This window comes from Allobosea sp. 05T439 (genome assembly GCF_056396005.1).
The window spans coordinates 323794-345042 of record NZ_JBFTKP010000002.1; the positions used below are offsets into that span (position 1 = coordinate 323794).

Here is a 21249-nt window from a genome sequence, read left to right on the forward strand (position 1 = left end):
GCTCAAACGCAGCGGCCACCATCCACCGCAAGCACGCTGCCCGTCACCATTTCCGACTCGTCGGAGCATAGGAAGAGCGCCGCGTTGGCAATGTCCTGCGGCGTCGAGAAACGGCCCCAGGGAATCGTGCTGGTGAAAGCCTTGCGCTTCTCGGGAGTGTCCTCCCCCATGAAGGTCGCAAGCAGGGGCGTCTCGCCGGCAACAGGCGCGATCGCATTGACACGGATGCGGTCAGGCGCGAGTTCGACGGCCATCGACTTCGAGAGCAGGTTCGCGGCCCCCTTGGAGCCGTTGTACCAGGTCAGCCCGGGGCGCGGACGCAAGCCCGCAGTCGATCCGATATTGAGGATCACCCCGCCGCCATGCTCGCGGAAATGGGGCACGACCGCCTTGGCCATCAGGTAGATCGACTTCACGTTGACGTCGAAGACGCGGTCGAACTCCGCTTCCGAGACGTCAAGCATTGGCTGGTTACGGTGGCTGATGCCGGCATTGTTGACGACGATATCCAGCCTGCCGAGCCGGGTGATCACCTTCGCGACCGCCGCATCGACGCTCTTTCCCTTGCCGACATCGCACGCGACGGCAAATGCCTTGCGGCCGATCGCCTTTGCCGCCTCCTGCGCCTTCTCGCGATTGATATCGAGTACAGCCACCCGCGCGCCCTCACGCACGAAGGTTTCGGCGATGCCGAAGCCGAACCCTTGCGCAGCGCCGGTAACCAGCGCGGTCTTGCCCTTCAGTCTCATGCTGTTTCCTCGTGATCTTCTTTGAGGTGATGACATTGGGACGATTTGCGGCCGGCCAAAAATGCGTTTTTGCGATTGCCCGGATACCGAAATCCTATGGCCGGCCCGATCGCACGACAGACAGGCCGGAGGACCCTGGGTCTAGCCGATCTCCTCACGCAGCATCTCGAGCTCCAGCCAGCGCTCTTCGGCCTGGTGGATCTCGCGTGTGACCTCGTCCAGCCGGGCCGTTGCCTTGGCAAAGAGCTTGGGATCGCGCGTGTAAAGATCGCCGGAGACAGCCGTGTTGAGCTTGGCGGCCTCCCCCTGAAGGGCCTCGATGCGCTTCGGCAGCGTCTCCAGTGCGTGCTTCTCGTTGAAGGAGAGCTTCCGCTTGCTGGATGCCACCGTCGCGGCAGCAGCCGGCTTGGCGGCTGGAGCAACGGCCTTCTCCGCCACAGCACGCGCCTTCGCGCCGACGCCGCGGCCACGCTGCGCGAGCATGTCGGAATAGCCACCCGCAAACTCGGTCCAGATTCCGTCCCCATCCGAGATCAGCGTCGCGGAAACCACACGGTCGATGAAGTCGCGGTCATGGCTGACCAGCAACACCGTCCCCTGGTAGTCCGCCAGCAACTCCTGAAGCAGGTCCAGCGTTTCGAGATCGAGATCGTTGGTCGGCTCGTCCAGGACCAGCAGGTTCGATGGCTTTGCCAGGGCCCGTGCCAGCATCAGCCGCCCGCGCTCGCCCCCCGAGAGCGCTCCAACCGGCGTGCCGCGCTGGATCGGCTGGAACAGGAAGTCCTTCATGTAGCTGATGACATGGCGCGGCTGCCCGCCGACCATGACCTGGTCGGAGCCGCCGCCAGTCAGAGCATCGCCGAGTGGCGTCGCCGGGTCGAGGCTTTCACGGCGTTGGTCGAGCGTCACCATTTCGAGTGAGACGCCGAGCTTGATCTTGCCGGAATCCGGCTGCAGCGCTCCGGTCAGCAGGTTGATCAACGTGGTCTTGCCAGCGCCATTCGGTCCGACGATGCCGATCCGGTCTCCGCGCGCCACGCGCAGCGAGAGATTCTTGACCACAACATTGTCGTCATAGGCCTTGGCGACGTCGATCGCCTCGATCACCAGCTTGCCCGACATCTGGGCCTCGCTGGCCTCGAGCCGGACCGAACCGACCGCACCGCGCGCCGTGCGGCGCTGGTCGCGCAGCGCATGGAGATCGCCGAGGCGGCGCTGGTTGCGTGTGCGACGTGCGCTGACGCCGTAGCGCAGCCAGTCCTCCTCGCGCGCGATCTTGCGGTCGAGCTTGTGCCGGTCGAGTTCCTCCTGCGCCAGCACCTCGTCACGCCAGGCCTCGAATTCGCCAAAACCACGATCCATGCGCCGCGTCTGGCCGCGATCGAGCCAGATCGTCGCGCGCGAAAGCGAGGTCAGAAAGCGCCGGTCGTGGCTGATCAGGACCATGGCGGAGCGCAGCGACTTCAACTCCTGTTCAAGCCACTCGATCACCGGCAGGTCGAGATGGTTGGTCGGTTCGTCGAGCAACAGGATGTCGGGCTCCGGCGCCAACACACGCGCCAGCGCCGCACGACGAGACTCGCCGCCCGACATGGTGGCCGGGTCCTCATCTCCGGTCAGGCCCAGCTCCTCGACGAGATAACGGGCGCGGTAGGCATCGTCGCCAGGGCCGAGGCCAGCCTCGACATAAGCAAGCGACGTCCTGTAGCCGGTGAAATCCGGCTCCTGCGGCAGGTAGCGGACAGTCGCCCCCGGCTGCAGGAAGCGCTCGGCGCTGTCGGGCTCGACCAGCCCGGCCGCGATCTTGAGCAGCGTCGACTTGCCCGAGCCGTTTCGGCCGACCAGGCAGACCCGCTCGCCCGGGGATACTGCGATCTCCGCGCTTTCGAGCAGGGGCTGGCCGCCAAAGGTCAGGGCGACGTCGCGCAGGTGGAGCAGAGGAGCCATTCGATACCCGTTGATTGTCGAGCGGTCGGGATAGACTGGCACGCCCGGCCTGTCACTCCGCCACGGCGTCACGGCCCCTTGCGCAATGCAATATCCATTATAGGATACAAAACGTATCTCTTAATGGATAGACTGCCGTGACCCGCCCTCCTTCCCGCAGAGCCCGCAATGCCAGGATCGGCGACAATGGCGGCCCGCCGCTCGAAGACACGGCCCAGCGCCAGCCGGAATGGGGCAAGGGCGAGATCGGACGCTATTTCGACTGGCGCTTTGCGTCGCGCAAGGCCTGGAAGAAGCCGCCCGCTATCGCTTTGCGACGTCAGGAGCGGGCCGAGGAGCTCGGCCTGACCTATGAGGAATACACGCTCGAAGTCATGGAGCGGGGCTATTTTCCGCAGCCGGAGGATGTCACGGCGATTGTCGCCAAGCGCGAGGAGAGGCGTAAGGCCGGCGGCATCGTCGGCCAGTCTTTGAAGGGAATGCGCCTGAAACGGCAGCGCGATTAGGCCTCAAGCCGCTTCCTGAGCCAGCGCGTCGCCGGTCGCTCGAACCAGCGATAGATCAGCACCGAAGCGATCACCGAGGCGCTGAGTGCCGTCAGGACATAGAGGCCGGGCCAGCCCGGAGCCACACGTGCAAAGATTTCGCGAAGCGCCCGGATCGCAAATGGGTGAACGAGATAGAGCGCGTAGGAAGCATCGCCGAGACCGGCAAGGCCGCGAACAAGGGCCGATGGCGCCGAATTGCCGCTGCCGGATGACGCCGCCGCGACCAGGAGCATGGCAGCCGAACCCCGCAGCAGGAAGGACATCCAGGGCGTGTCTGCCCCGGGAAGCCAGGCTGCCAGCAGCAGGATCGCGACGCCCAGGGCAGCAACGAGCCAGCGCGGCCCACCCGTGAGCCGAAAGCCCTGCCGCCTCAACAGGGCCAACCCCATCCCGGCGGCGAATTCCAGCACGATCGGCTGCCCCCAGAAGCCGAATGGCAATGGCAGGGGGCCAGACAGAGCCTCGGTCGCAACCAGCACCGCGAGCGCCAGCGTCACCACCAGGACGACTGCGGCCCGCGGCAGGAGGAGCGCTGCGCCGAACAGCACGTAGAACAGCATCTCGTAGTTCAGTGTCCAGCCGAGCGAGTAGACGGGCTGGACGAGACCGGCAGATGAGACGGCCGGCCAGAACAGATAGGATGCCAGAATCTGCCCGAGATCGGGCGCAGCCGAATTGAGCGCACCGGGGAGCAGCAATCCCGCCAGCAGGAACAGCGTCGTCGCCGCCCAGTAGAGCGGCACGATGCGGGCAAGCCGGCGCGTCAGGAACAGGCGAGGCGCATCCTTGCGACCAAAGAGCTCGCCGGACGCATGCACCATGATGAAGCCGGAGACGACGAAGAAGATATCGACGCCAGCCATCCAGTGCACGAGATGGGAGGGCGTGAAACTCGCACCCGAGCGCTGGGCCAAAGCAAGCGCGTCCGGCTGGACGTGATGCACGGCGACCATGAATGCCGCGAAGGCGCGCAGAACCTGGATGCCATAGAGCTGGGACAAGGAGCGGAAAAGCCCTGACGAGAGAATGCGGCGCTCTGCGCTGATCGCGAAGCGTAGCTGCTACCCGCCGTTCACGGAAACCACAATCGGGCTTTGTCGTCGAGACCAAAGCGGGCCGGAGATTCCGCAATGGCTGCAAGCCCCTGCTCGGCAGCGTCCGGTGCCGTGATGACGTGCAGGGCGAAGCGCGCCGCAAGTTCCTCCATCGGCGGCTTGCCATTGAACATGGCATGAAGCGCGGCATTCCCCGCGAGCGGCAGGAGGCGCGGCACGATTCCGCCGGCGATATAGACGCCACCGGTCGCCTTGAAGATAAGGGCGAGATCGCCGGCAACACGCGCCAGCAAGCGCCAGAAGCGGATGACCGCCATCAGCGCGGCAGGGTTGCCGTCGAGCGCCAGTGTCGTCACATCAGCGGCGCTGACCCGCGCCTCCTCCATGCCTGTTTCGCTGGCGATGGCGCGATGCAGGCGCACCAGGCCATCACCGCTCAAGAGCGCCTCGACCGTGACGCGCGGCAGACCGGCCGCCAGCGCCGGCCAGATCTTCTCCTCCGCCTGATCCTCGGGCCCGACGCCGATATGCCCGGCCTCGGTCGGGATCAATGCGCCCCTGCCATTCCGGCTGACCAGAGCTGCCGCACCAAAGCCGGTCCCGGGTCCGAGCACGAGGCGCACTCCCTCCGCCTCGGGCTGCCCCGGCACCAAGGTGACCATGTCCTGCGGCTTCAAGACAGCGAGCGAGGCGGCGAGCGCCTCGAAATCATTCACCAGCAGCCCCTGCACCAGCCCAAGCTCGGCGGCCATGCCAGGCCCGTCGAAATGCCAATTGGCATTGGTCAGCTGGGCAGTACGTCCATCGAGCGGCCCTGCAACCGCAAGAACCGCCGAGCGAGGGCGTGGATCGAGAGATGCCAGAACCGAGGCCAGCGCTGCATCTGGTGTCGGATAACTGCCGGTCTGGATACGCGCCAGCGGCTCAGGCCGCGCGCCGGCGTGCTGCACGAGCGAAAGGCGGGAATTGGTCCCGCCAATATCAGCAACGAGGACCGGGTAGGCAAAGGGCTCGGCGCGCATCGCTCAGGCCTGCTTTTTCCAGTCGGAGAACCAGCCTAGCCCCTCGAGCGTCCCGGCCCTTGGCCGGTACTCGCAGCCGACAAAGCCAGTATAGCCGAGACAGTCGAGTTCAGCGAACAAACGCGGATAATCCGGGCCGAGCGCGTCCGGTTCATGGCGGCCATTGGCGCTGGCGATCTGGACATGGCCGACCAGCGGATAGAGCGCCTTGAGCTTGCCCGAGACGTCGCCGTGGATCAGCTCACAGTGATACATATCGAACTGCAGCCTGACATTGGGCCGCCCGGACTCGCGGACATAAGCCGCGGCCGCATCGAAATCATTGAGAAAATAGCCCGGCATATCCTTGCCGTTGATCGGCTCGAGCAGCAGATCGATGCCATGCTCGGCGAGCTTGTCAGCGGCATAGGCGAGCGAGACACGATACGCCGCCTGGGCTGCGGGATCCCCGGGATCGGCATGTCCCGCCATCATATGCAGGCGCTTGACTCCGGTGGCATGCGCATAGGTCAACGCGGTTTCGACGGAGGCGCGGAATTCCGCCTCCCGGCCCGGAATGGCGGCCATGCCGCGCTCGCCCTTGGCCCAGTCGCCCGGCGGCAGATTGAACAGCGCCTGCTCGAGTTCAGCCCCCGCGAGCGCAAGGCTCACCTGCTCGACCGGGTGTTCATAGGGGAACAGGAACTCCACGGCCTCGAAGCCAGCTTCCGCGGCCGCCTTGAAGCGGTCGAGGAACTCCCACTCGTTGAACATCATCGACAGATTGGCGGCAAAACGCGGCATGGCATCCTCAGGCAAACGATACGCGCGCCAACTTATCGGGCCGCACGCGCTGCGTCATGTGAGAACGCAACAGAGGCGCTTTGCGTTCCGATGGGAGATCAGCCTCCTCGTCGCGAAGTCAGCCCGGATGACCAGCAAGCCCCGGCGACATCGCGAGGGAGCGCGGGAGCGCTGCTATTTCTTGGCAGGCGCCACCGGCGGGTTCGTATCCCTGGAGAAATTGCGGAAGACCATGTCCGGCGAAGAGGTATTGTGACGCGAGTGGGTCGTGCGGCCCATCCAGATATCGCTCGCCTTGCCGCCGCTGAAGGGCATCAGCAGTTCCTCGCGCCAGCCCTTGGCTCCGGGCTCGCGTATGGCGATGCGGGCGACGTCGTTGTTGAACTCGGTGACGTACATCGAGCGCAGCGCCACAAAGGCCTTGCCGCCGGTAACCGGCTTGTCGAGCACGGCATCCAGCACCATGCGGTTCTCGTCGACGCTGTCGAGCTTGAGCGTCGCAGCCGAGCCATCCTTGAAGTTCATCTTGAAGGAGGTCGTCTTCGGGTCGAACTCGATCTCCTTGATGTTCACCACCGGCCGTGCGCCATCCTGTTCGATCGGTCCGAACAGGAAGGATGAGCCGTAGGAGGAGAAGCCGAGATGTTGCGGCGGCATCGGCCGGGCGCGCCAGTAGCCGTCCTGCGGATAGACTACGAGGACTTCATAGGATTTGTCCTTGCCGAGCTTCCAGAGCTGCACGAGATGCAGGCCCTTCTCGACCCGGTCTCCAACCTTGAAAGTGGTGTCCGACGGCCGCCAGAAGGTCGGGAAGGTGTAACCGACGAGCCAATAATCGATGCTCTCGTAGAAGGTGACCCGGCGCGGCGGTGTCGGCGCGGTGAAGACGGGGTCGCCGGTCATATCGCAGGCGGTCCAGTCAGCGTCCCAGTTATCGCGGACCAGCCCGGCGATATAGGCCGGATGTGCCGCCTCGATCTGGAACCGCCGCACTTCAGGCGAGATCGCCTTGATCGTGACGTTGTCCTTCTCGGCGCAAAGCACCGGCTCCGACTCGTTCTTCACCTCGACAGCGACATCGCCCGCGGCGTGCACCGGCGCGGCGAGAAGCAGGAGAGAGAGCGAGAGAGCGATTGGGCGGGCGAGGCTGAACATGACCATCCTTCGAAAACGGCTTTCGACGCCAGCATGGCGAAGGCCTGATGAATGCAAGCTGGCTGGTTCCCTCTTAGGGCGTGCGGGCAGTCGATGAAAGCATGCGCCTGCAGAGACGGAGGCTCAGCAGGCGGTCGTTTCAACCGATGACAGGCAGTGGTTCACGGCTGACTCGCGCCATCGGGGAACGCGTGCAAATACAACTTCTGCTGGCCGGAGCCCTGATGCTCCTCATCGGGCTGGTCCACTCCGTCCTCGGCGTCCTGGCGGCGACGAAGGGCAGGCATCCGGGCCGGCTCGTCTCCTTGCGGCAGCGGTGCTGGTCCGGCGGGGGGCCGGCAGTTTGAGCAATGCGACGATGCCCGCTGCTCAGCCCTGCAGGATAGCGTAGACATCGCCAGAGTTCGCCGAATGCGGCAAATCACGCAGGTAGCCGCCCATTGCTTCGGCGCTGGCCTCCTCGGAGAGTTCAAGGAACTGGCTTTCACCGAGTGCAACGTTGAAGCGGTACGGCCCCATAGTCTCGAGCAGCGCGAGGCAGCCCTCAGCGACATCGCGCTGGATCGTGGTGAACTCGAACGAGATCACCGGCACCCGCCGCGAGAGCCCGGCAAGGACATTGGCCTCGAAACCCTCGACATCGATCTTGATGAAGGCGGGCTCGCCATAGCGCGAGATCAGAGCATCGAGCGTCGTGCAGGGCACCGTGATCTCGCGATCCCAGACCTGGTCTGCCCAGCCCTCGGCGCCGTGGGCGGCACCGACAAACTGCTCGGAGACGGTAGAGACGGTCGGATTTGCACTGTTGATCCTGAGCGTCACAGTGCCGGCCCGGTCGCCACAGGCGGCCTGTACCAGAGTGACATTCGGATCCCGACCGTGAATGAGGCGAATGGCGCGCGCCGGGCCGGGTTGCGGCTCCAGCGCAACAACCCGCGCACCGAGCCGACGGAAGGAGGAAATCCGGTCGCCGACATGGGCTCCGATATCGAAAGCGAGATCGCCGGGCTTCAGGAAACTTGCATAGAGCGCATCCATTGCCGCGTGGCGTTCACGATCACGATGATAGACCCTGAGCGAGCGCGCAATCGCCTTGGCCGTACCCTTGGGATAGGCCACCCCCGTCACGCGTGCGTCTCCGCCTGGATGGCGACAAGTTCAAGTTCGGCCGGAGCATCGAAATCCTCAGGGATACCGCAGAGACCGCGGGCGACGAACCATTCGCCCAGCGCCGGTGCGGCGGTCAGCATGGCAAAGGGAATCGCCAGCACATAGCCGGCAGTCAGCGGCAGCGACCAGAGCAGCACCGCTGGCGACAAGATGGCGAGCGTAACGAAGATATAGAGCCCGAAAAGCAGATGCGGCCACAAACCTGCGAATGCCGTCGCAAAGGACAACGCGTGTGCGTCGCGCGATTGGCCGTTCCAGCCGATCTTCGCTCGCCCGAAGGCTATGCCGATCATGAACAGCGTCGTGCGGAAGGTCGAGACCGCTCCCTGCAGGAAGGCAAAGATGATCTCGATCAGCGACGAGGCGATGAAACGGCCCGTGCCGCCGTAACGCTTCGTGCCTCCTCTGGTCAGCAGGATATCGGCAAAGCCCGCCAGCTTGGGCGAGAGATACATCGTGAAGAACATCACGTAGAGGAAAGCCGCGAGCCCCGCCGGGTATCCGGCGATATTGCCATCCTCGAGCACCTTCCAGGGCAGCAACGCGATCATCAGCGTCCAGGCAGGCAGGCCGAGGAACATCAGGATCGCCCAGACGAGCTGGAAGCGACTCATCGGCTTCAGGCCCGGCAGATCGAGCAGCTTGAGATATTGCAGGTTGCCCAGGCACCAGCGCAGATCGCGCTTGGCGAATTCGAGCATGGTCGGGGGGTTCTCCTCCCAGCTTCCCATCTCCTCCGGCAACACGCGCACCTCATAGCCGGCGCGGCGCATCAGGGTCGCCTCGACCTGGTCATGGCTCATCACCGCCCCGCCCAGCGGCGGGCCGCCAGGCAGCACGGGCAGATGGCATTCATCGCGGAAGGGCGCGATCCGCACCATGGCGTTGTGCCCCCAGAACGGCCCACACTCGCCGATCCACCAGGCCGAGCCCATCGTGTAAGGGCGCATGCCGTGACGCATGCCGAATTGGAAGATCCGAGCGAAGGCCGACCTGCTCGGCATGCCGACGACAAGGCTCTGCAGGATGCCGAGCCGCGGATGGGCCTGCATCATGCGGGTCAGCCTGACGATCGCCTCGCCCGACATCACGCTGTCGGCGTCGAGCGGCAGCATCAGCTCGTAGCGATCGCCCCAGCGCTCGCAGAATTCACGGACATTGCCGGCCTTGAAGCCGGCATTGTCGGTCCGGCGGCGATAGGTCACCCGGCCGCTCTCGCCGAGCTCGCTCGCCCACCCCTCGGCGAGCGCCTCCTCCGCAGCGGCGACACGAGGATCGTTGCTGTCGGAGAGCACGAAATAGTCGTACCAGCCGCCCTGCCCTGTCGCGTCAAGGCTTTGCTTGACCACGCGCAGGCGACGGAAGGCCCGCGCGGGGTCCTCGTTGCGAAGGGTCATCAAGACTGCAGTGCGAACCGCCAACGGTGTCGCGACATCGCCGTCAGCGGCGAACGGCGCAACCTGCTCGCGCCCGTCCTCGACCCCATGCAGCAGCCAGAGCCCGATTGCAGCATTCCAGAAGCCGAGCACGGTCCAGGGAGCGCCGAACAGGAAGGCGACGAAGATCACCATATCGGCAAGCGTCCAGCCGCCCGCTCCCAGCACCCGCGACACCCCGAAGAGAAGGCCGGCGAGCGTGACGAGATTGAGCACGAGAACCAGCAGTCGGCGGGCCCGCAGCACGCCGATCGTCTGCAGCCCGGCGGGGGTCAGCCCCGGCAGCGCATCGCCTGCCTCTTGCGCCGCCGGCTGGAACGTGGTCGGAGCGGGGCGCTGGTTCATGGCGGTTTCCGTCATGCGATGGTGCAAGGCGAGGGTCTGCTCAACATGGCGCAGGAGCTAAAGCCGGCATTCGCAGCCGGCGCAAGTTCGACGGCGATGGGCCTCTGGTATGTGGCGCCGCGTGAATGCGCCCTGAACACCGTTACGGTGCCCCCGGTGGGACCGGGTGATTGCCTTGTTCGCACGCTCTGGAGCGGCATCAGCCGTGGCACCGAGCGCCTGGTATTCGAGGGGCGCGTGCCGCCGTCCGAGCACGAGCGCATGCGCGCGCCCTTCCAGGAAGGAGCGTTCCCGTTCCCGGTCAGATATGGCTATTGTGCCGTCGGGCTGGTTGAAGACGGGCCGGCCGATATCATTGGCAAGACGGTGTTCTGCCTCCATCCGCATCAGAGCCATTTCGTGGCGCCGCGCGAACGCCTAACGGTTGTGCCCGATGCCGTTCCTGCTCGCCGCGCGGTGCTCGCCGCCAATATGGAAACAGCGCTGAACGCGCATTGGGATGCCGCATCAGGTCCCGGCGACCGCATCGTCGTCGTCGGCGGCGGCGTGCTCGGCCTGCTGGTTGCCTGGATTGCGGCGCGGATGCCCGGTGCCGATGTGACCCTGGTCGATATCGACCCCGGCCGCGCGACGCTGGCGGAACAGCTCGGCTTCGGTTTCGCCCGGCCCGGCGCCGCCCCCGAGAACGCCGATCTCGTCTTCCATGCCAGCGCCTCGGCGCCAGGGCTTGCCACGGCGATAGCAGCGGCCGGTTTCGAGGCCCGCATCGTCGAGCTGAGCTGGTATGGCGAGGGCGTTGTGCCCGCCCCGCTCGGCGGCGCCTTCCATTCCAAGCGATTGCAGATCGTCTCCTCGCAGGTTGGGCAGGTCTCACCTTCGCGCCGTTCCCGATGGGACTACGCCAGGCGCGCCCAGGCCGCGATGGCCCTCCTCGCCGACGAACGTCTGGACGGGCTGATCACGCAGGAAATCCTCTTCGCCGACGCTCCGGCGCAGCTTCCCGGCGTGCTGTCAGCAGATTGGCGCGGGCTTGCGGCAGTGCTGCGCTATTGACCTGACACAGGCGCGTTGGCCAAGACAGGAGCCTGCCGACGCGCCGGCTCAAGGGAGTTGCACATGTTTTCCGTCGAAGTCCGCGACCGCATCATGATCGGCCACTCGCTGCCCGATCCGTTCTTCGGCCCGGCGCAGAACATGCACGGCGCAACTTTCGTGGTCGATGTCGCCTTCTTCCGCGAGCGGCTTACGCGCCAGAATATCGTGGTCGATATCGGCGCCGCGCTCGACGTGCTGAACAAGACGCTGAAGCCGTTGAACTATCAGAACCTCGATACGCTGCCGCAGTTTTCCGGCGTGCTCACCACCACCGAATTCCTCTGCAAATACATCTTCGACGCGATCGCTGGAGCCGCGAAGTCGGGGGCCCTCGGCGAGGACGGCGCCGGGCTGTCCCGCATCCGCGTCACCTTACATGAGACCGACCTCGCCCGCGCCAGCTATGAGGGCGCCCTCGCGTGAGCGAGATCGTCTTCGCGATCCCCGGCGAGATCGACCTGCCTACGGGCGGCTACGGCTATGATCGTCGCCTCCTGCGGGAATGGCGCGCGAACGGCGTCGCGGCGCGGCATCTCCCCCTCCCCGGTTCCTTCCCAAACCCGACGCCGCAGGATCTCGACGAGACCCGGCGGCTGTTTCTGTCACAGCCTTCCGATCACGTCCTGCTGATCGACGGATTGGCCTATGGAGCCTTTCCGGAAAACATCGCAGCCGGCCTGGCCGGTCGCGTGGTCGCGCTGGTGCACCACCCCCTCGGCTTCGAAACCGGACTTGAAACGGAGCAGGCCCGAGCGCTGATTGCGCGCGAAACCGCCGCCCTGCGTCATGCGAGCGCCATCATCGTCACGAGTCCGGCGACCAAGCGCCTTCTGGTCTCCGATTTCGGAGTCCCCGCCGGGCGCATCGCAGTGGCGGAACCCGGCGTCGATCGGGCACCGCGTGCTGCCGGCGGGCGCCCGGACGAGCCGCTGCAACTGCTCGCGGTCGGGTCCCTCGTCCCGCGCAAAGGCTACGACATCCTGGTTGAGGCCTTGCGCCCGCTGCAGGGCCTTGCCTGGCGGCTCACGATCATCGGCGCAGCCGACCGTGCACCCGCGACAACGCTCGCGCTCAAGGCACAGATCGCGTCTTCCGGGCTTCAAGACCGGATCACGCTGGCGGGGGCCGTCGGCGAGGCCGAGCTGGCGCAGGCTTATGACAAGGCCGACACTTTCGTGATGCCCTCCCTCTTCGAGGGATATGGCATGGTGCTGACCGAAGCGATGGCGCGAGGCCTGCCGATCCTGTGCACCACCGGCGGCGCAGCAGCTGAAACAGTGCCGGATGCCGCCGCCATCAAGGTTGCTCCCGGCGATGCCGGCGCATTGACCAGGGCGTTGAGGGAGCTTCTGGCTCAACCGACTGGCAGAAAGCGCCTCGCCGATGCCTCCTGGGCCGCGGCCGAGACATTGCCTCGCTGGCAAGACACCGCGACGATCGTCGCCGAGACCTGCCGAAAGGTGTTTGCATGAGCGGCTTTTCTCCAGACTGGCTGGCCCTGCGCGAGCCGGCCGATCACTCGGCACGCAACCCGCAATTGCTTGCAGCCGTTGGCGCCCATTTCTCCAGCCGTCCATCGCTCACCATCGTCGATCTCGGCTGTGGCGCAGGCTCCAACCTACGCGGTACCTATTCCGCGCTACCCGCCCGGCAGCACTGGACGCTCGTCGATTTCGATGAGCGCCTGCTTGGCGTCGCTCGCGAGCGCCTCGCGGCCTGGGCCGATGACGTCCGCGAGCACGGCGAGGAGCTCGTTCTGAGCAAGGGCGGCAAGACGATCACCGTCGATACCCGCAAGGCGGACCTGAACAAGGATCTCGAATGGGTCCTGGGCTGGCAGCCCGATCTGGTGACCGCCGCAGCCCTGTTCGACCTCACCTCGAAGCGATGGCTCGAACGCTTCGTCGCCGCACTCGTGAGCCAGAACGTCCCGCTTTACACGGTGCTGACCTATGACGGTCGCGAGCAGTGGCAGCCGAAACATGACGCCGACGCCAGGGTCCTGGCGGCCTTCCACCATCATCAGCACAGCGACAAAGGCTTTGGTCCAGCCGCTGGACCGGATGCTACGGAGGCGATGGCCGAGGCTTTCCGCAAATCCGGCTTCGCGGTTTCCACCGGCGAAAGTCCGTGGTTGATCGACGAGAGCCAGCGCGAATTGGCGGAGGCCCTGACCAAGGGCATCGCCGAGGCGGTCACCGAAACCGGCCATGTCGACCCCGCCACGGTCGCAGACTGGCTGGAGGCCAAGCGCGCGACCGTGTCCGGGCTCGTCGGCCATCAGGACCTCTGGGCCCGGCCCGTCTGAAGCGGGTCGGCTAGCGCGATCCCGGCCACATCCGCCGCAGCACACCGTCTTTACGGATGAAACGGTGATAGATCACGGCTGCGATATGCGCTGCGATCAGCAGGGCCATGCCGAGCGCCAGCCACCCGTGGATATTGAGCACCCTCTTCGCCATATCCTCGTTCGGCGCAGCGAGTGCCGGTAGATCGAACAGATCGAAGATCGTCAGCGCTGGAAAGAGCGACACACCGATCCAGCCCAGGATCGGCACGATGAGCAGCAGGCCGTAGAGCAGCCAATGCACCAGATGCGAACCGGCCTTGTGCCACCACAGCAGGGTCGGCTCGTCGGACGGGGCGCCATGCAGCAGGCGATAAGCCAGTCGCCCGGCCATCAGCCAGAGCAGCGTGAAGCCGATCAGCTTATGCGCGCTGTAGAGAGAATTGGTCAGTGCATCCCAGATATCCAGCGTCTTGCCGCGATAGGTCATCGCCAGGCCAAGCGGGATCATCACGAGGACGAGCGCAACGATCAGCCAGTGGAACCCCCGCGCGACCGGGCTGTAGATCTCTCCCATGCCCGATTTGGCGGCCTTGGCGTCGTGACTGATCACCCTGCTCTCCCATGGCTTCCTGTGATTGGGTATGCTGCTACCTTCGCCCATTCATCTCGCGTTCAATCTCACCTTCCTATACAGCTGGCGGCAACAGATTGGATGGCTGCTAAGTTCAGCCGACGTGAGGGTTTTGGCAACGGGAACCGTCTGCCCCCGGGAACGTTTCGAAACCGGGGTCAGTCGCGCATCCCTAGCGATTTCCTGATCGTAGAATAAACATTCCTCCGCCGCTCGCCGGTGCAATCTGACGGACAGTTCGATGCCCAAGTCGCCGATGTCTAGGTCGCGTACGCTCTTCGGCCGCTCGCAAGAAACCAGCCTCGTGACGGTCGATCGTGCGATCGCCGAATTCCGCGCCGCCCGACCGGTGCTCTTGCGCGATGGCGTCAATCTGGCTCTGGCTCTGTCCGCGGAGCTCGCGGACGCTGATCTGGCTCAGCGTCTAGACGAACTTGCCCGCGGCCGAGCGCACCTCATTCTCAGCGCAGCGCGTTTGCGCAGGCTCGGAGCCAAGGGCCGGAGCGAGACCGGCATCCTGGCGATGCCGACGCTCGATCTTGCCCGGATCGAAACCCTTGCCTTGAAGATCGACGCCAAGGTCGATGCGCCCGTTGCGCCAGCCGGTTCGCTCGACGAAGCCGCGATCGAGCTCGCCAGGCTTTCGCTGGTTTTGCCAGCGACGATCCTTGTTCCGGTCGCAGCTGACGAGATCGCCGGAGAGCCGCTGGTCGAGGTCACCATTCAAGCGATCAACGCCTACCGGGGCGAACAGGTCGCATCGCTGGCGATCGTTGGGCGGGCGCCGGTGCCGCTGGAAGGTGCGCCGGAGACCGAGTTCGTCGTCTTCCGCGGCGGCGAGGGCCTGCGCGATCAGGTTGCGATCATCGTCGGCAAGCCGAATCTCGACACGGCCGTGCCCGTGCGCCTGCATTCAGCTTGCCTGACGGGTGATCTCTTCGGTTCGCTGAAATGCGACTGCGGCGACCAGCTGCGCGAGACCGTGCAGTGGATGGCAGAGAACGAGGGTGGCATTCTGCTCTATCTGGACCAGGAAGGCCGCGGCAACGGCATCTCCAACAAGATGCGCGCCTACCGCCTGCAGAGTCAGGGCTGGGATACCTATGACGCAGACGAGGTGCTCGGCTTCGACCTCGACCAGCGCCATTTCGATTTTGCCGCCACGATGCTGAAGCAGCTTGGCGTGACGAGCGTCACCGCCTTGACCAACAACCCGCTCAAGATCGGCGCGATCAAGGCTGCAGGCCTCGAGGTCGCCGCAACCCAGCGCGTGCTCGGCCGGCCGAACGTCCACAACGTCCGCTATCTCGCCTCCAAGCGGGACCGTGCCGGTCACTTCATCGACATGGACGCGTTGATGGCTCGCGCCGCCCCGACGGATTGATCGAGGCTGCAGCTTCGGGCAGAGCTCACTGATGTCCGAGCCCGGCACCGCCCCCCCTCCGGTTCCCTCGACACGCTGGCCGCTGGCCAGCGTGTTCTGCATCGTATTCTGCGCCTGGCTGGCTCTGTCCTGGCCCTGGCTTTCGGGAATCGTCACCATTCCCTGGGATGCAAAAGCGCATTTTCACCCACAGCTGCAATTCCTGGCGACGGCGCTGAACCGCGGCCTTTCTCCGTTTTGGACGCCCTATGTCTTTGCCGGATCGCCGCAGGTCGCCGACCCGCAATCCCTGATCTTTTCACCCCCCTTCGCGCTGATCGCGATCTTCAATCCGGCCCCGAGCTTTCGCTGGAGCGACGGCGCAGTGCTCGGCACCTTGCTGGCGGGCGCCCTCGCGGTTGTGCTGCTGTTTCGAGATCGCAACTGGCATCCGGCCGGTGCCGTCGTTGCAGCTCTCGCCTTCGCCTTCGGCGCCTCGGCAGCCTGGCGCATCCAACATATCGGGCAGGTGCTCAGTCTCGGCTACTTCGCCATAACGCTATTGCTGCTGTCGCGTGCGCTTGAACGCAGCTCGCTGATCTACGGCTTGGCAGCGGGCATCGTGGCCGGCTTCATGGTGCTTGGCCGCGATCAGGTCGCATTGCTCGGCGTCTATGTCCTGGCCGGGCTGGTGATCGCCGCCATTGCCATGGCCGACAGACCGCTGCGGGCCTTGCGCGCAAGCATCCTCCCGCTCCTCGCCGGGTCGCTCGGCGCCATCCTCGTCGCGACCGTTCCGATCCTGCTCACCGCCTTCCTGGCCCAGGAATCGAACCGTCCCGCCATCGATCTCATCGGTGCCGGAAAGGGTTCGTTGCACCCTGCATCCCTGCTCACCGGGCTGATCGCCAATCTTTATGGCGCGGCAGGGCCGCTCGAGAACTTCTGGGGGCCGCCGAGTCCTGCCTGGGAACAGCGGTTCGGACCGCTCGATCTCTATCTCGCCCGCAACATGGGCGAGCTCTATCTCGGCTTCCTGCCGATGCTGCTGATCCTGACCGTCGGACTGGTGCGTGGCGCGCTGCTGCGGCGTGAGATCATCGCGCTCGCCATCGCAACGCTGCTGGTGCTGGTCTACGCACTCGGTCGCTACACACCCGGTTTCCGGCTGATCTTCGAGGCGCTGCCCGGCGTGAGCTTCTACCGGCGGCCTGCCGACGCGCTCTTCATCCTGGGGGCGCTGCTTGCGATCCTCGGCGGCTATCTGACCCATCTCGTCATGACCGACACGGCGCCACGGACGCGGCTCTGGCAGGTGCTCGTCGAGGCCGCGCTCCTGGCCGGCGCCCTTGGGCTTGCCCTCTGGCTCGCCTGGACCGTCGGACGTGTCGGTGTCGCGACGATCCCGCTCGTCACGGCGCTGCTCTGCGCCCTCTTGAGCACGGGCGCGTTGGTTGCAGCACGCGGGCTCGCGCTGAGAGGGGCAACGCTGGCGGCCGCTGCCTTGCTGGCGGCGACGCTGACGGTGGATCTCTCCGTCAACAACGGTCCGAGCGAATCCACCGCCCTACCCTCGCAGAATTATGACGTCCTGCGCGCCGACAGCACGAACGAGACGATTGCTCTGCTCAAGCGTGAGACGGCCCGCACCGCCGCGCCGGACCGCCGCGACCGCATCGAGCTCGCGGGCATCGATTTCCACTGGCCCAACGCCAGTCTCGTCCATCAACTCGACAATACGCTCGGCTACAATCCCCTCAGGCTCGGTCTCTACAGCAAGGCCACGGGCGCGGGCGACCATGTCGCCTTGCCGGACCAACGCACGTTCTCGCCGCTGATGCCGGGTTACCGCTCACTGCTCGCCGACATGCTCGGCCTGCGTTTCATCGCGACCGGCGTCCCCGTCGAACAGATCGACAAGACCCTGAAGCCTGGCGACCTCGTTCAGATCGCCAGGACGCGTGATGCCTATGTCTACGAGAACCCGCGCGCCTTGCCGCGCGTGCTGCTTGTCGAGAAGGCCGAGCGGGCCGATTTCAGCGCGATCCTGGCAAGCGGCCAATGGCCGGCAGGTTTCGACCCGAGAACCACGGTCCTGCTGGAGAGGGCCCCGCCGCCCGTGCCCGCCGGGCCGGTTCAGCCCGGCTCGGTCCGCATCGTCGATTACGGCACCACCGAAGTCGCTCTCGAGGCGGATTCACCGCGCGGCGGCTATGTCGTGCTCAATGATGTCTGGCATCACTGGTGGCAGGTCGAAGTCGATGGCAAGCCAGCTCAGTTGCTTCGCACCAATGTCCTGTTCCGGGCGGTCGCTGTGCCGCCAGGCCGATCGAAGATCCGCTTCGTCTTCCGCCCCTTCGAGGGGCTCTACGCCGATATCGGAGCCTGGCTGAAGGCGCAGCGGGCGCCTCCGGTCTGAAGCGCGCTCAGGCGAGCGCGGCCATGGCCGCGACAGGCATGGCCGGTTGCCCGGCCAGGACGCGGGTGACACCGGCCGGGTCGACCTCTCCATCCAGGATCGTCTCTTCGCGATGGATGCCGCCGGCGACGAAGAGGCTGTCGAAGCCCATCATGCGAGCCCCAGCGAGATCGGTCCGCACCGCATCGCCGATCACCAGAACCTTGTCGGTTTCGATCGCTCGGCCGCCCCGAGCCTCCCGGGCCGCAGCAAGCGCCAGGTCATAGGCCGGACGATGCGGCTTGCCGGCCCAGGCGACCGAACCGCCAAGTTCCTCGTAAATCGTCGCAAGCGCTCCGGCGCAGGGCAGCAGATCCTCGCCGACATGCACGACGAGATCGGGATTGCCGCAAATGAAGGGAAGCTTGCGCGCCGCCAAGCGCGTCAGCAGCGGACGGTAATCCTCTGGTGTCTCGCGCCGATAGTCGTTCAGCTCCGTCGCAACGACGAGCTCCGCCTGCGCTTCGTCGACGAGACTGACATCGAGGCCCGCAAACACGGCCCGGTCCGCCTGCCAGCCGATATGATAGATTTGCCGCGTCGGGCTCGCTGCGATGAGCGCCTTGGTCACATCGCCGGAGGTCACCAGCCGATCCCAGGCCTCGCGCGGAACGCGCTTGTCGTCGAGAACGCCGGCAATCTGCTCCGAGGGACCGGGCGCATTCGAGAGCAGCACGACTGCCCCGCCACGCTGCCGGAACTTGATCAACGCATCGCAAGCGGGTTCGAGGGCCCAGACACCGTCATGCACGACGCCCCAGACATCGCTGATGAGCACGTCATAGCCGGCGAGCAGATCGCCGGCCTGGCTCAGGATCGGAACGTTCATCTCAATCAAGCCCTTGCCTCAACGGCCATCCGCGCCTCGACATCGGCGCGCCTTGGCAGCGGCGCGACTGCGCCATAACCCAGCGTGGAAAGTGCCGCCGCGACATTGGCGTAGGCGGCAGCGACAAAGGGATCGCCCGTGCGCACATATTCTGCGAGGAAGGCCCCGTCATAGCAGTCGCCGGCTCCGGTCGCATCGATGGCGTCGACCTTGATCGGCACGAAGCGCTGACGCCGCTCCGGCGTCGCAACCAGCGAGCCCTCGTGGCCCAGCGTGAGCGCGACAATCCTTGCGCCAAGGCCGAGATAGAAATCCGCGATCGCATCCGGCTCGCTCAGGCCGGTCAACTGGGTCGCGTCGTCAAAGCCTGGCAGCACGATATCGGCCATGGCGCAGGCCGCATGGATGATCGCTCGCGCCCGGGTCAGCGGCCAGAGCTTCAGCCTCAGGTTGGTATCGTAGGCCGTGGTGACGCCGCTCGCACGAGCCGCGGCAAAGGCCTCGAATACCGCATCGCAGGCACTTGCCGAAATCGCCTGGCTGATCCCCGATGCCTGCACCACCTTGGCCGACCGAACCAAGTCGAGCGGCAGGTCGCGCGGTCCGCAGAGGCTCGCGGCCGACCCCGCACGCAGATACGAGAACACGTGCCCGTTCGGTCCGTGATCGACGAAATAGAGCCCGGTCGGCGCGGTCGGATGGGTCGTGACATGGCTGTCATCGACGTTTTCCCTGGCCCAGAGCTCACGGAAGGAGCGGCCTGCGCTGTCATCCCCCAAAGCGCCGGCATAGGCGACGCTGGCACCCTGCCGCGCCGCGGCGATCGCGCAATTCGAGGTGTCCCCGCCATGTCCGAAGCGGAACGAACCGGCCTCGCCGCGGGTCGCATTGAACTCGCCCAGCGGCTCGCCGATGCAGAGAATATCGAGTGTCTTATCCGTCACGGCACCGTCTCAGGCCAGAGCTGTTGGACGCGGCGAAAAGCCTGCGCGCCTTCCTAAAGCATCAAGCGCCCAAGGTGGAAACGGTTTTCCGCGGGATTGCGCGCTATTCCGCCGCTTCCCGGCTCGGCGGCGGCGCCAGGAGCTGATCGGCGATCCGCACGATCTCCTGCCGCAGGGCGGCATTGTCGCTCCGCGCAGCCGGATCATCGACGGGCTTCGCCTCGCGTCGCAACTGGGACAGTTCCTGCTTGGTGCGCGCAAGCTCGGCTCGCACCTGAGCCAGTGCCCCGTGCAGGGTCTGCGCTTCCGCGTGCTCGGTTTCAAACCGGGCATCCCGAGCCCGCAACTCGTTCTGGGCCTGCGCGACCTCTTCGGCGGCCCGCTGTTTTCTGGACGCGTTCATGGATTTCTCCTGCGCCAACTCCGCTTCGAGTTCCTGCTTCATCCGCACCTGCTGGTCGCGCTCCTCCTCGACCTTGCGGGCGAGCGCCGCGAGACGACCAGCCTCCGCAGCCACCTCAACTGCTCCGGAATCCGCCGCCGCAAGGCCTGCCTCTGCTTGTACCGCGCGTGCGGCCAGGGCGTCGGCGCGCAGTCTTTCGCTATCCCGATCGGTCGTCATCGCCTTGAGCGCGGCCGTCGCCTGATCGACGGCGCGCCGGCTCGCCGCCAATTGGGCTGCGAGCTCGCCGCGCTCTCCCTCGATCACCATGATGCGCGTGCGGCCTTCGACCTGCGCAACGCGATGAGCATCGCCTTCCTGGCGGGATTGCGCGAGCTCGGCCTCACGCTCCGCAAGCAGTGCCTGGGTCTGCTCGAGCGTCGCGCGCAATTCTGCCAGCTCTCCGGTGCGTGCATCGAGATCGGAGCCAGTGCCACGTAACGCAAGCCTGGCCTCGTTCAGGCTGTGCTCCAATGCACCTAGATCATGGATCCGCTGTTCGATCGTACCACTGGCCAGCGCCGCCGCTGCGATTTCCCTGGCCAGCGCGTCGCGGGTTTCGGAGAGATCGGTGCGCGTGGCCGCCAGATCGCCCTCGAGCCCGCTGATGCGTTCTTCGCGGGCACCGAGCTCCCGTTCGAGCCGCCCGATCGCCATGTCGCGGCGGCCGAGCTCTTCCATCGCCCCAGCCCTTGCAGCGAACCCGCTTTCCGCCCGTTGCTCGAGAGCCCGCGCCTGCATCGCCAGTTCCGCCCGCAGATGGTCTCGATCGGCTGCGATCTCCGCCAGCGAGAGCGGGAACGCCGCCTCTGCCCGCTTGCGAGCCAGGCGGTCGGCCCGTCGGGCAAGCGCCGGCAATGCCGCCAGCGCCAGCAGAATGGCTGTCAGGAAGCCGAGCGTGACGAGCATGACGGCTTCGATCAATTCACCGGGCTCCGATCAGGAACGATTCCAAGAACGAAACCCTGCCATGACAACAGCGCCATG

The 21249-nt window shown here is 65.7% G+C and carries 19 protein-coding genes; 7 read left to right on the forward strand and 12 right to left on the reverse strand.

From position 1 onward, the window contains the following. Window positions 1-2: 2 nt before the first annotated feature. Complete coding sequence (locus tag AC1DIO_RS03610; protein WP_113510863.1) at window positions 3-749, reverse strand: glucose 1-dehydrogenase; 747 nt, start codon at window positions 747-749, stop codon at window positions 3-5. A 141-nt stretch (window positions 750-890) separates the two neighbouring features. Further along, window positions 891-2696 carry an ABC-F family ATP-binding cassette domain-containing protein gene (locus tag AC1DIO_RS03615; RefSeq protein WP_476831834.1) on the reverse strand — a complete coding sequence of 602 codons (1806 nt, stop codon included), beginning with the start codon at window positions 2694-2696 and terminating at the stop codon, window positions 891-893. A gap of 137 nt (window positions 2697-2833) precedes the next feature. Between AC1DIO_RS03615 and AC1DIO_RS03620 the strand changes: the two genes are divergently transcribed. Continuing rightward, window positions 2834-3202, forward strand: a complete 369-nt coding sequence (locus AC1DIO_RS03620) for a hypothetical protein (protein ID WP_476775223.1) — start codon at window positions 2834-2836, stop codon at window positions 3200-3202. On the opposite strand, the gene AC1DIO_RS03625 is transcribed toward AC1DIO_RS03620, so the two are convergent. The 6 genes from AC1DIO_RS03625 to mdoH form a co-directional block, all read right to left on the reverse strand. Beyond that, window positions 3199-4245: an acyltransferase family protein gene (locus AC1DIO_RS03625; RefSeq protein WP_476853116.1), complete on the reverse strand. Its 1047-nt coding sequence runs from the start codon at window positions 4243-4245 to the stop codon at window positions 3199-3201. The genes AC1DIO_RS03620 and AC1DIO_RS03625 overlap by 4 nt on opposite strands. Window positions 4246-4316: 71 nt before the next feature. Continuing rightward, entirely contained in the window at window positions 4317-5321 is a 1005-nt protein-coding gene (locus AC1DIO_RS03630) for a glucokinase (RefSeq protein WP_441489536.1), read from the reverse strand. Window positions 5322-5324: 3 nt separating this feature from the next. Then, a complete protein-coding gene (otnI, locus tag AC1DIO_RS03635; RefSeq protein WP_476853117.1) occupies window positions 5325-6104 on the reverse strand; it encodes a 2-oxo-tetronate isomerase in 780 nt (259 codons plus the stop codon). A 174-nt stretch (window positions 6105-6278) separates the two neighbouring features. After that, window positions 6279-7259: a hypothetical protein gene (locus AC1DIO_RS03640; protein ID WP_476853118.1), complete on the reverse strand. Its 981-nt coding sequence runs from the start codon at window positions 7257-7259 to the stop codon at window positions 6279-6281. 369 nt (window positions 7260-7628) lie between these two features. Next, window positions 7629-8387, reverse strand: coding sequence for an FkbM family methyltransferase (locus AC1DIO_RS03645; RefSeq protein WP_476775227.1), 759 nt, complete (start codon window positions 8385-8387; stop codon window positions 7629-7631). Beyond that, the gene (gene mdoH / locus AC1DIO_RS03650; RefSeq protein ID WP_476853119.1) at window positions 8384-10210 is read right to left on the reverse strand and encodes a glucans biosynthesis glucosyltransferase MdoH; all 1827 of its coding nucleotides are present in this window, start codon (window positions 10208-10210) and stop codon (window positions 8384-8386) included. The genes AC1DIO_RS03645 and mdoH overlap by 4 nt, the downstream gene beginning before the upstream one ends. 45 nt (window positions 10211-10255) lie before the next feature. Here mdoH and AC1DIO_RS03655 point away from each other — a divergent pair, with 45 nt between their 5' ends. From AC1DIO_RS03655 to AC1DIO_RS03670, 4 genes are all read left to right on the forward strand, one after another. Beyond that, entirely contained in the window at window positions 10256-11263 is a 1008-nt protein-coding gene (locus tag AC1DIO_RS03655; RefSeq protein ID WP_476853120.1) for a zinc-dependent alcohol dehydrogenase, read from the forward strand. A gap of 63 nt (window positions 11264-11326) precedes the next feature. Beyond that, entirely contained in the window at window positions 11327-11728 is a 402-nt protein-coding gene (locus tag AC1DIO_RS03660) for a 6-pyruvoyl trahydropterin synthase family protein (protein ID WP_476853121.1), read from the forward strand. After that, complete coding sequence (locus tag AC1DIO_RS03665) at window positions 11725-12777, forward strand: glycosyltransferase family 4 protein (RefSeq protein WP_441505156.1); 1053 nt, start codon at window positions 11725-11727, stop codon at window positions 12775-12777. Before AC1DIO_RS03660 ends, AC1DIO_RS03665 begins: the two co-directional genes overlap by 4 nt. Next, on the forward strand, window positions 12774-13613 hold the full coding sequence (locus tag AC1DIO_RS03670; protein ID WP_476853122.1) for an SAM-dependent methyltransferase: 840 nt from the start codon (window positions 12774-12776) through the stop codon (window positions 13611-13613). The genes AC1DIO_RS03665 and AC1DIO_RS03670 overlap by 4 nt, the downstream gene beginning before the upstream one ends. A gap of 10 nt (window positions 13614-13623) precedes the next feature. On the opposite strand, the gene AC1DIO_RS03675 is transcribed toward AC1DIO_RS03670, so the two are convergent. Next, window positions 13624-14205 (reverse strand): cytochrome b, encoded by a 582-nt coding sequence (locus AC1DIO_RS03675; RefSeq protein ID WP_441505154.1) that lies wholly within the window; start codon window positions 14203-14205, stop codon window positions 13624-13626. A gap of 277 nt (window positions 14206-14482) precedes the next feature. Here AC1DIO_RS03675 and ribA point away from each other — a divergent pair, with 277 nt between their 5' ends. Further along, complete coding sequence (gene ribA / locus AC1DIO_RS03680; protein ID WP_441505153.1) at window positions 14483-15610, forward strand: GTP cyclohydrolase II RibA; 1128 nt, start codon at window positions 14483-14485, stop codon at window positions 15608-15610. A 31-nt stretch (window positions 15611-15641) separates the two neighbouring features. Further along, window positions 15642-18008: a glycosyltransferase family protein gene (locus AC1DIO_RS03685; protein ID WP_476853123.1), complete on the forward strand. Its 2367-nt coding sequence runs from the start codon at window positions 15642-15644 to the stop codon at window positions 18006-18008. Window positions 18009-18015: 7 nt separating this feature from the next. Here AC1DIO_RS03685 and AC1DIO_RS03690 read toward each other — a convergent pair whose 3' ends face one another. The 3 genes from AC1DIO_RS03690 to AC1DIO_RS03700 form a co-directional block, all read right to left on the reverse strand. Further along, on the reverse strand, window positions 18016-18876 hold the full coding sequence (locus AC1DIO_RS03690) for a TIGR01459 family HAD-type hydrolase (protein WP_441505151.1): 861 nt from the start codon (window positions 18874-18876) through the stop codon (window positions 18016-18018). 5 nt (window positions 18877-18881) lie between these two features. After that, on the reverse strand, window positions 18882-19820 hold the full coding sequence (locus AC1DIO_RS03695; RefSeq protein WP_441505150.1) for a sugar kinase: 939 nt from the start codon (window positions 19818-19820) through the stop codon (window positions 18882-18884). A gap of 103 nt (window positions 19821-19923) precedes the next feature. Beyond that, the gene (locus AC1DIO_RS03700; protein WP_441505149.1) at window positions 19924-21186 is read right to left on the reverse strand and encodes a coiled-coil domain-containing protein; all 1263 of its coding nucleotides are present in this window, start codon (window positions 21184-21186) and stop codon (window positions 19924-19926) included. Window positions 21187-21249 lie beyond the last annotated feature (63 nt).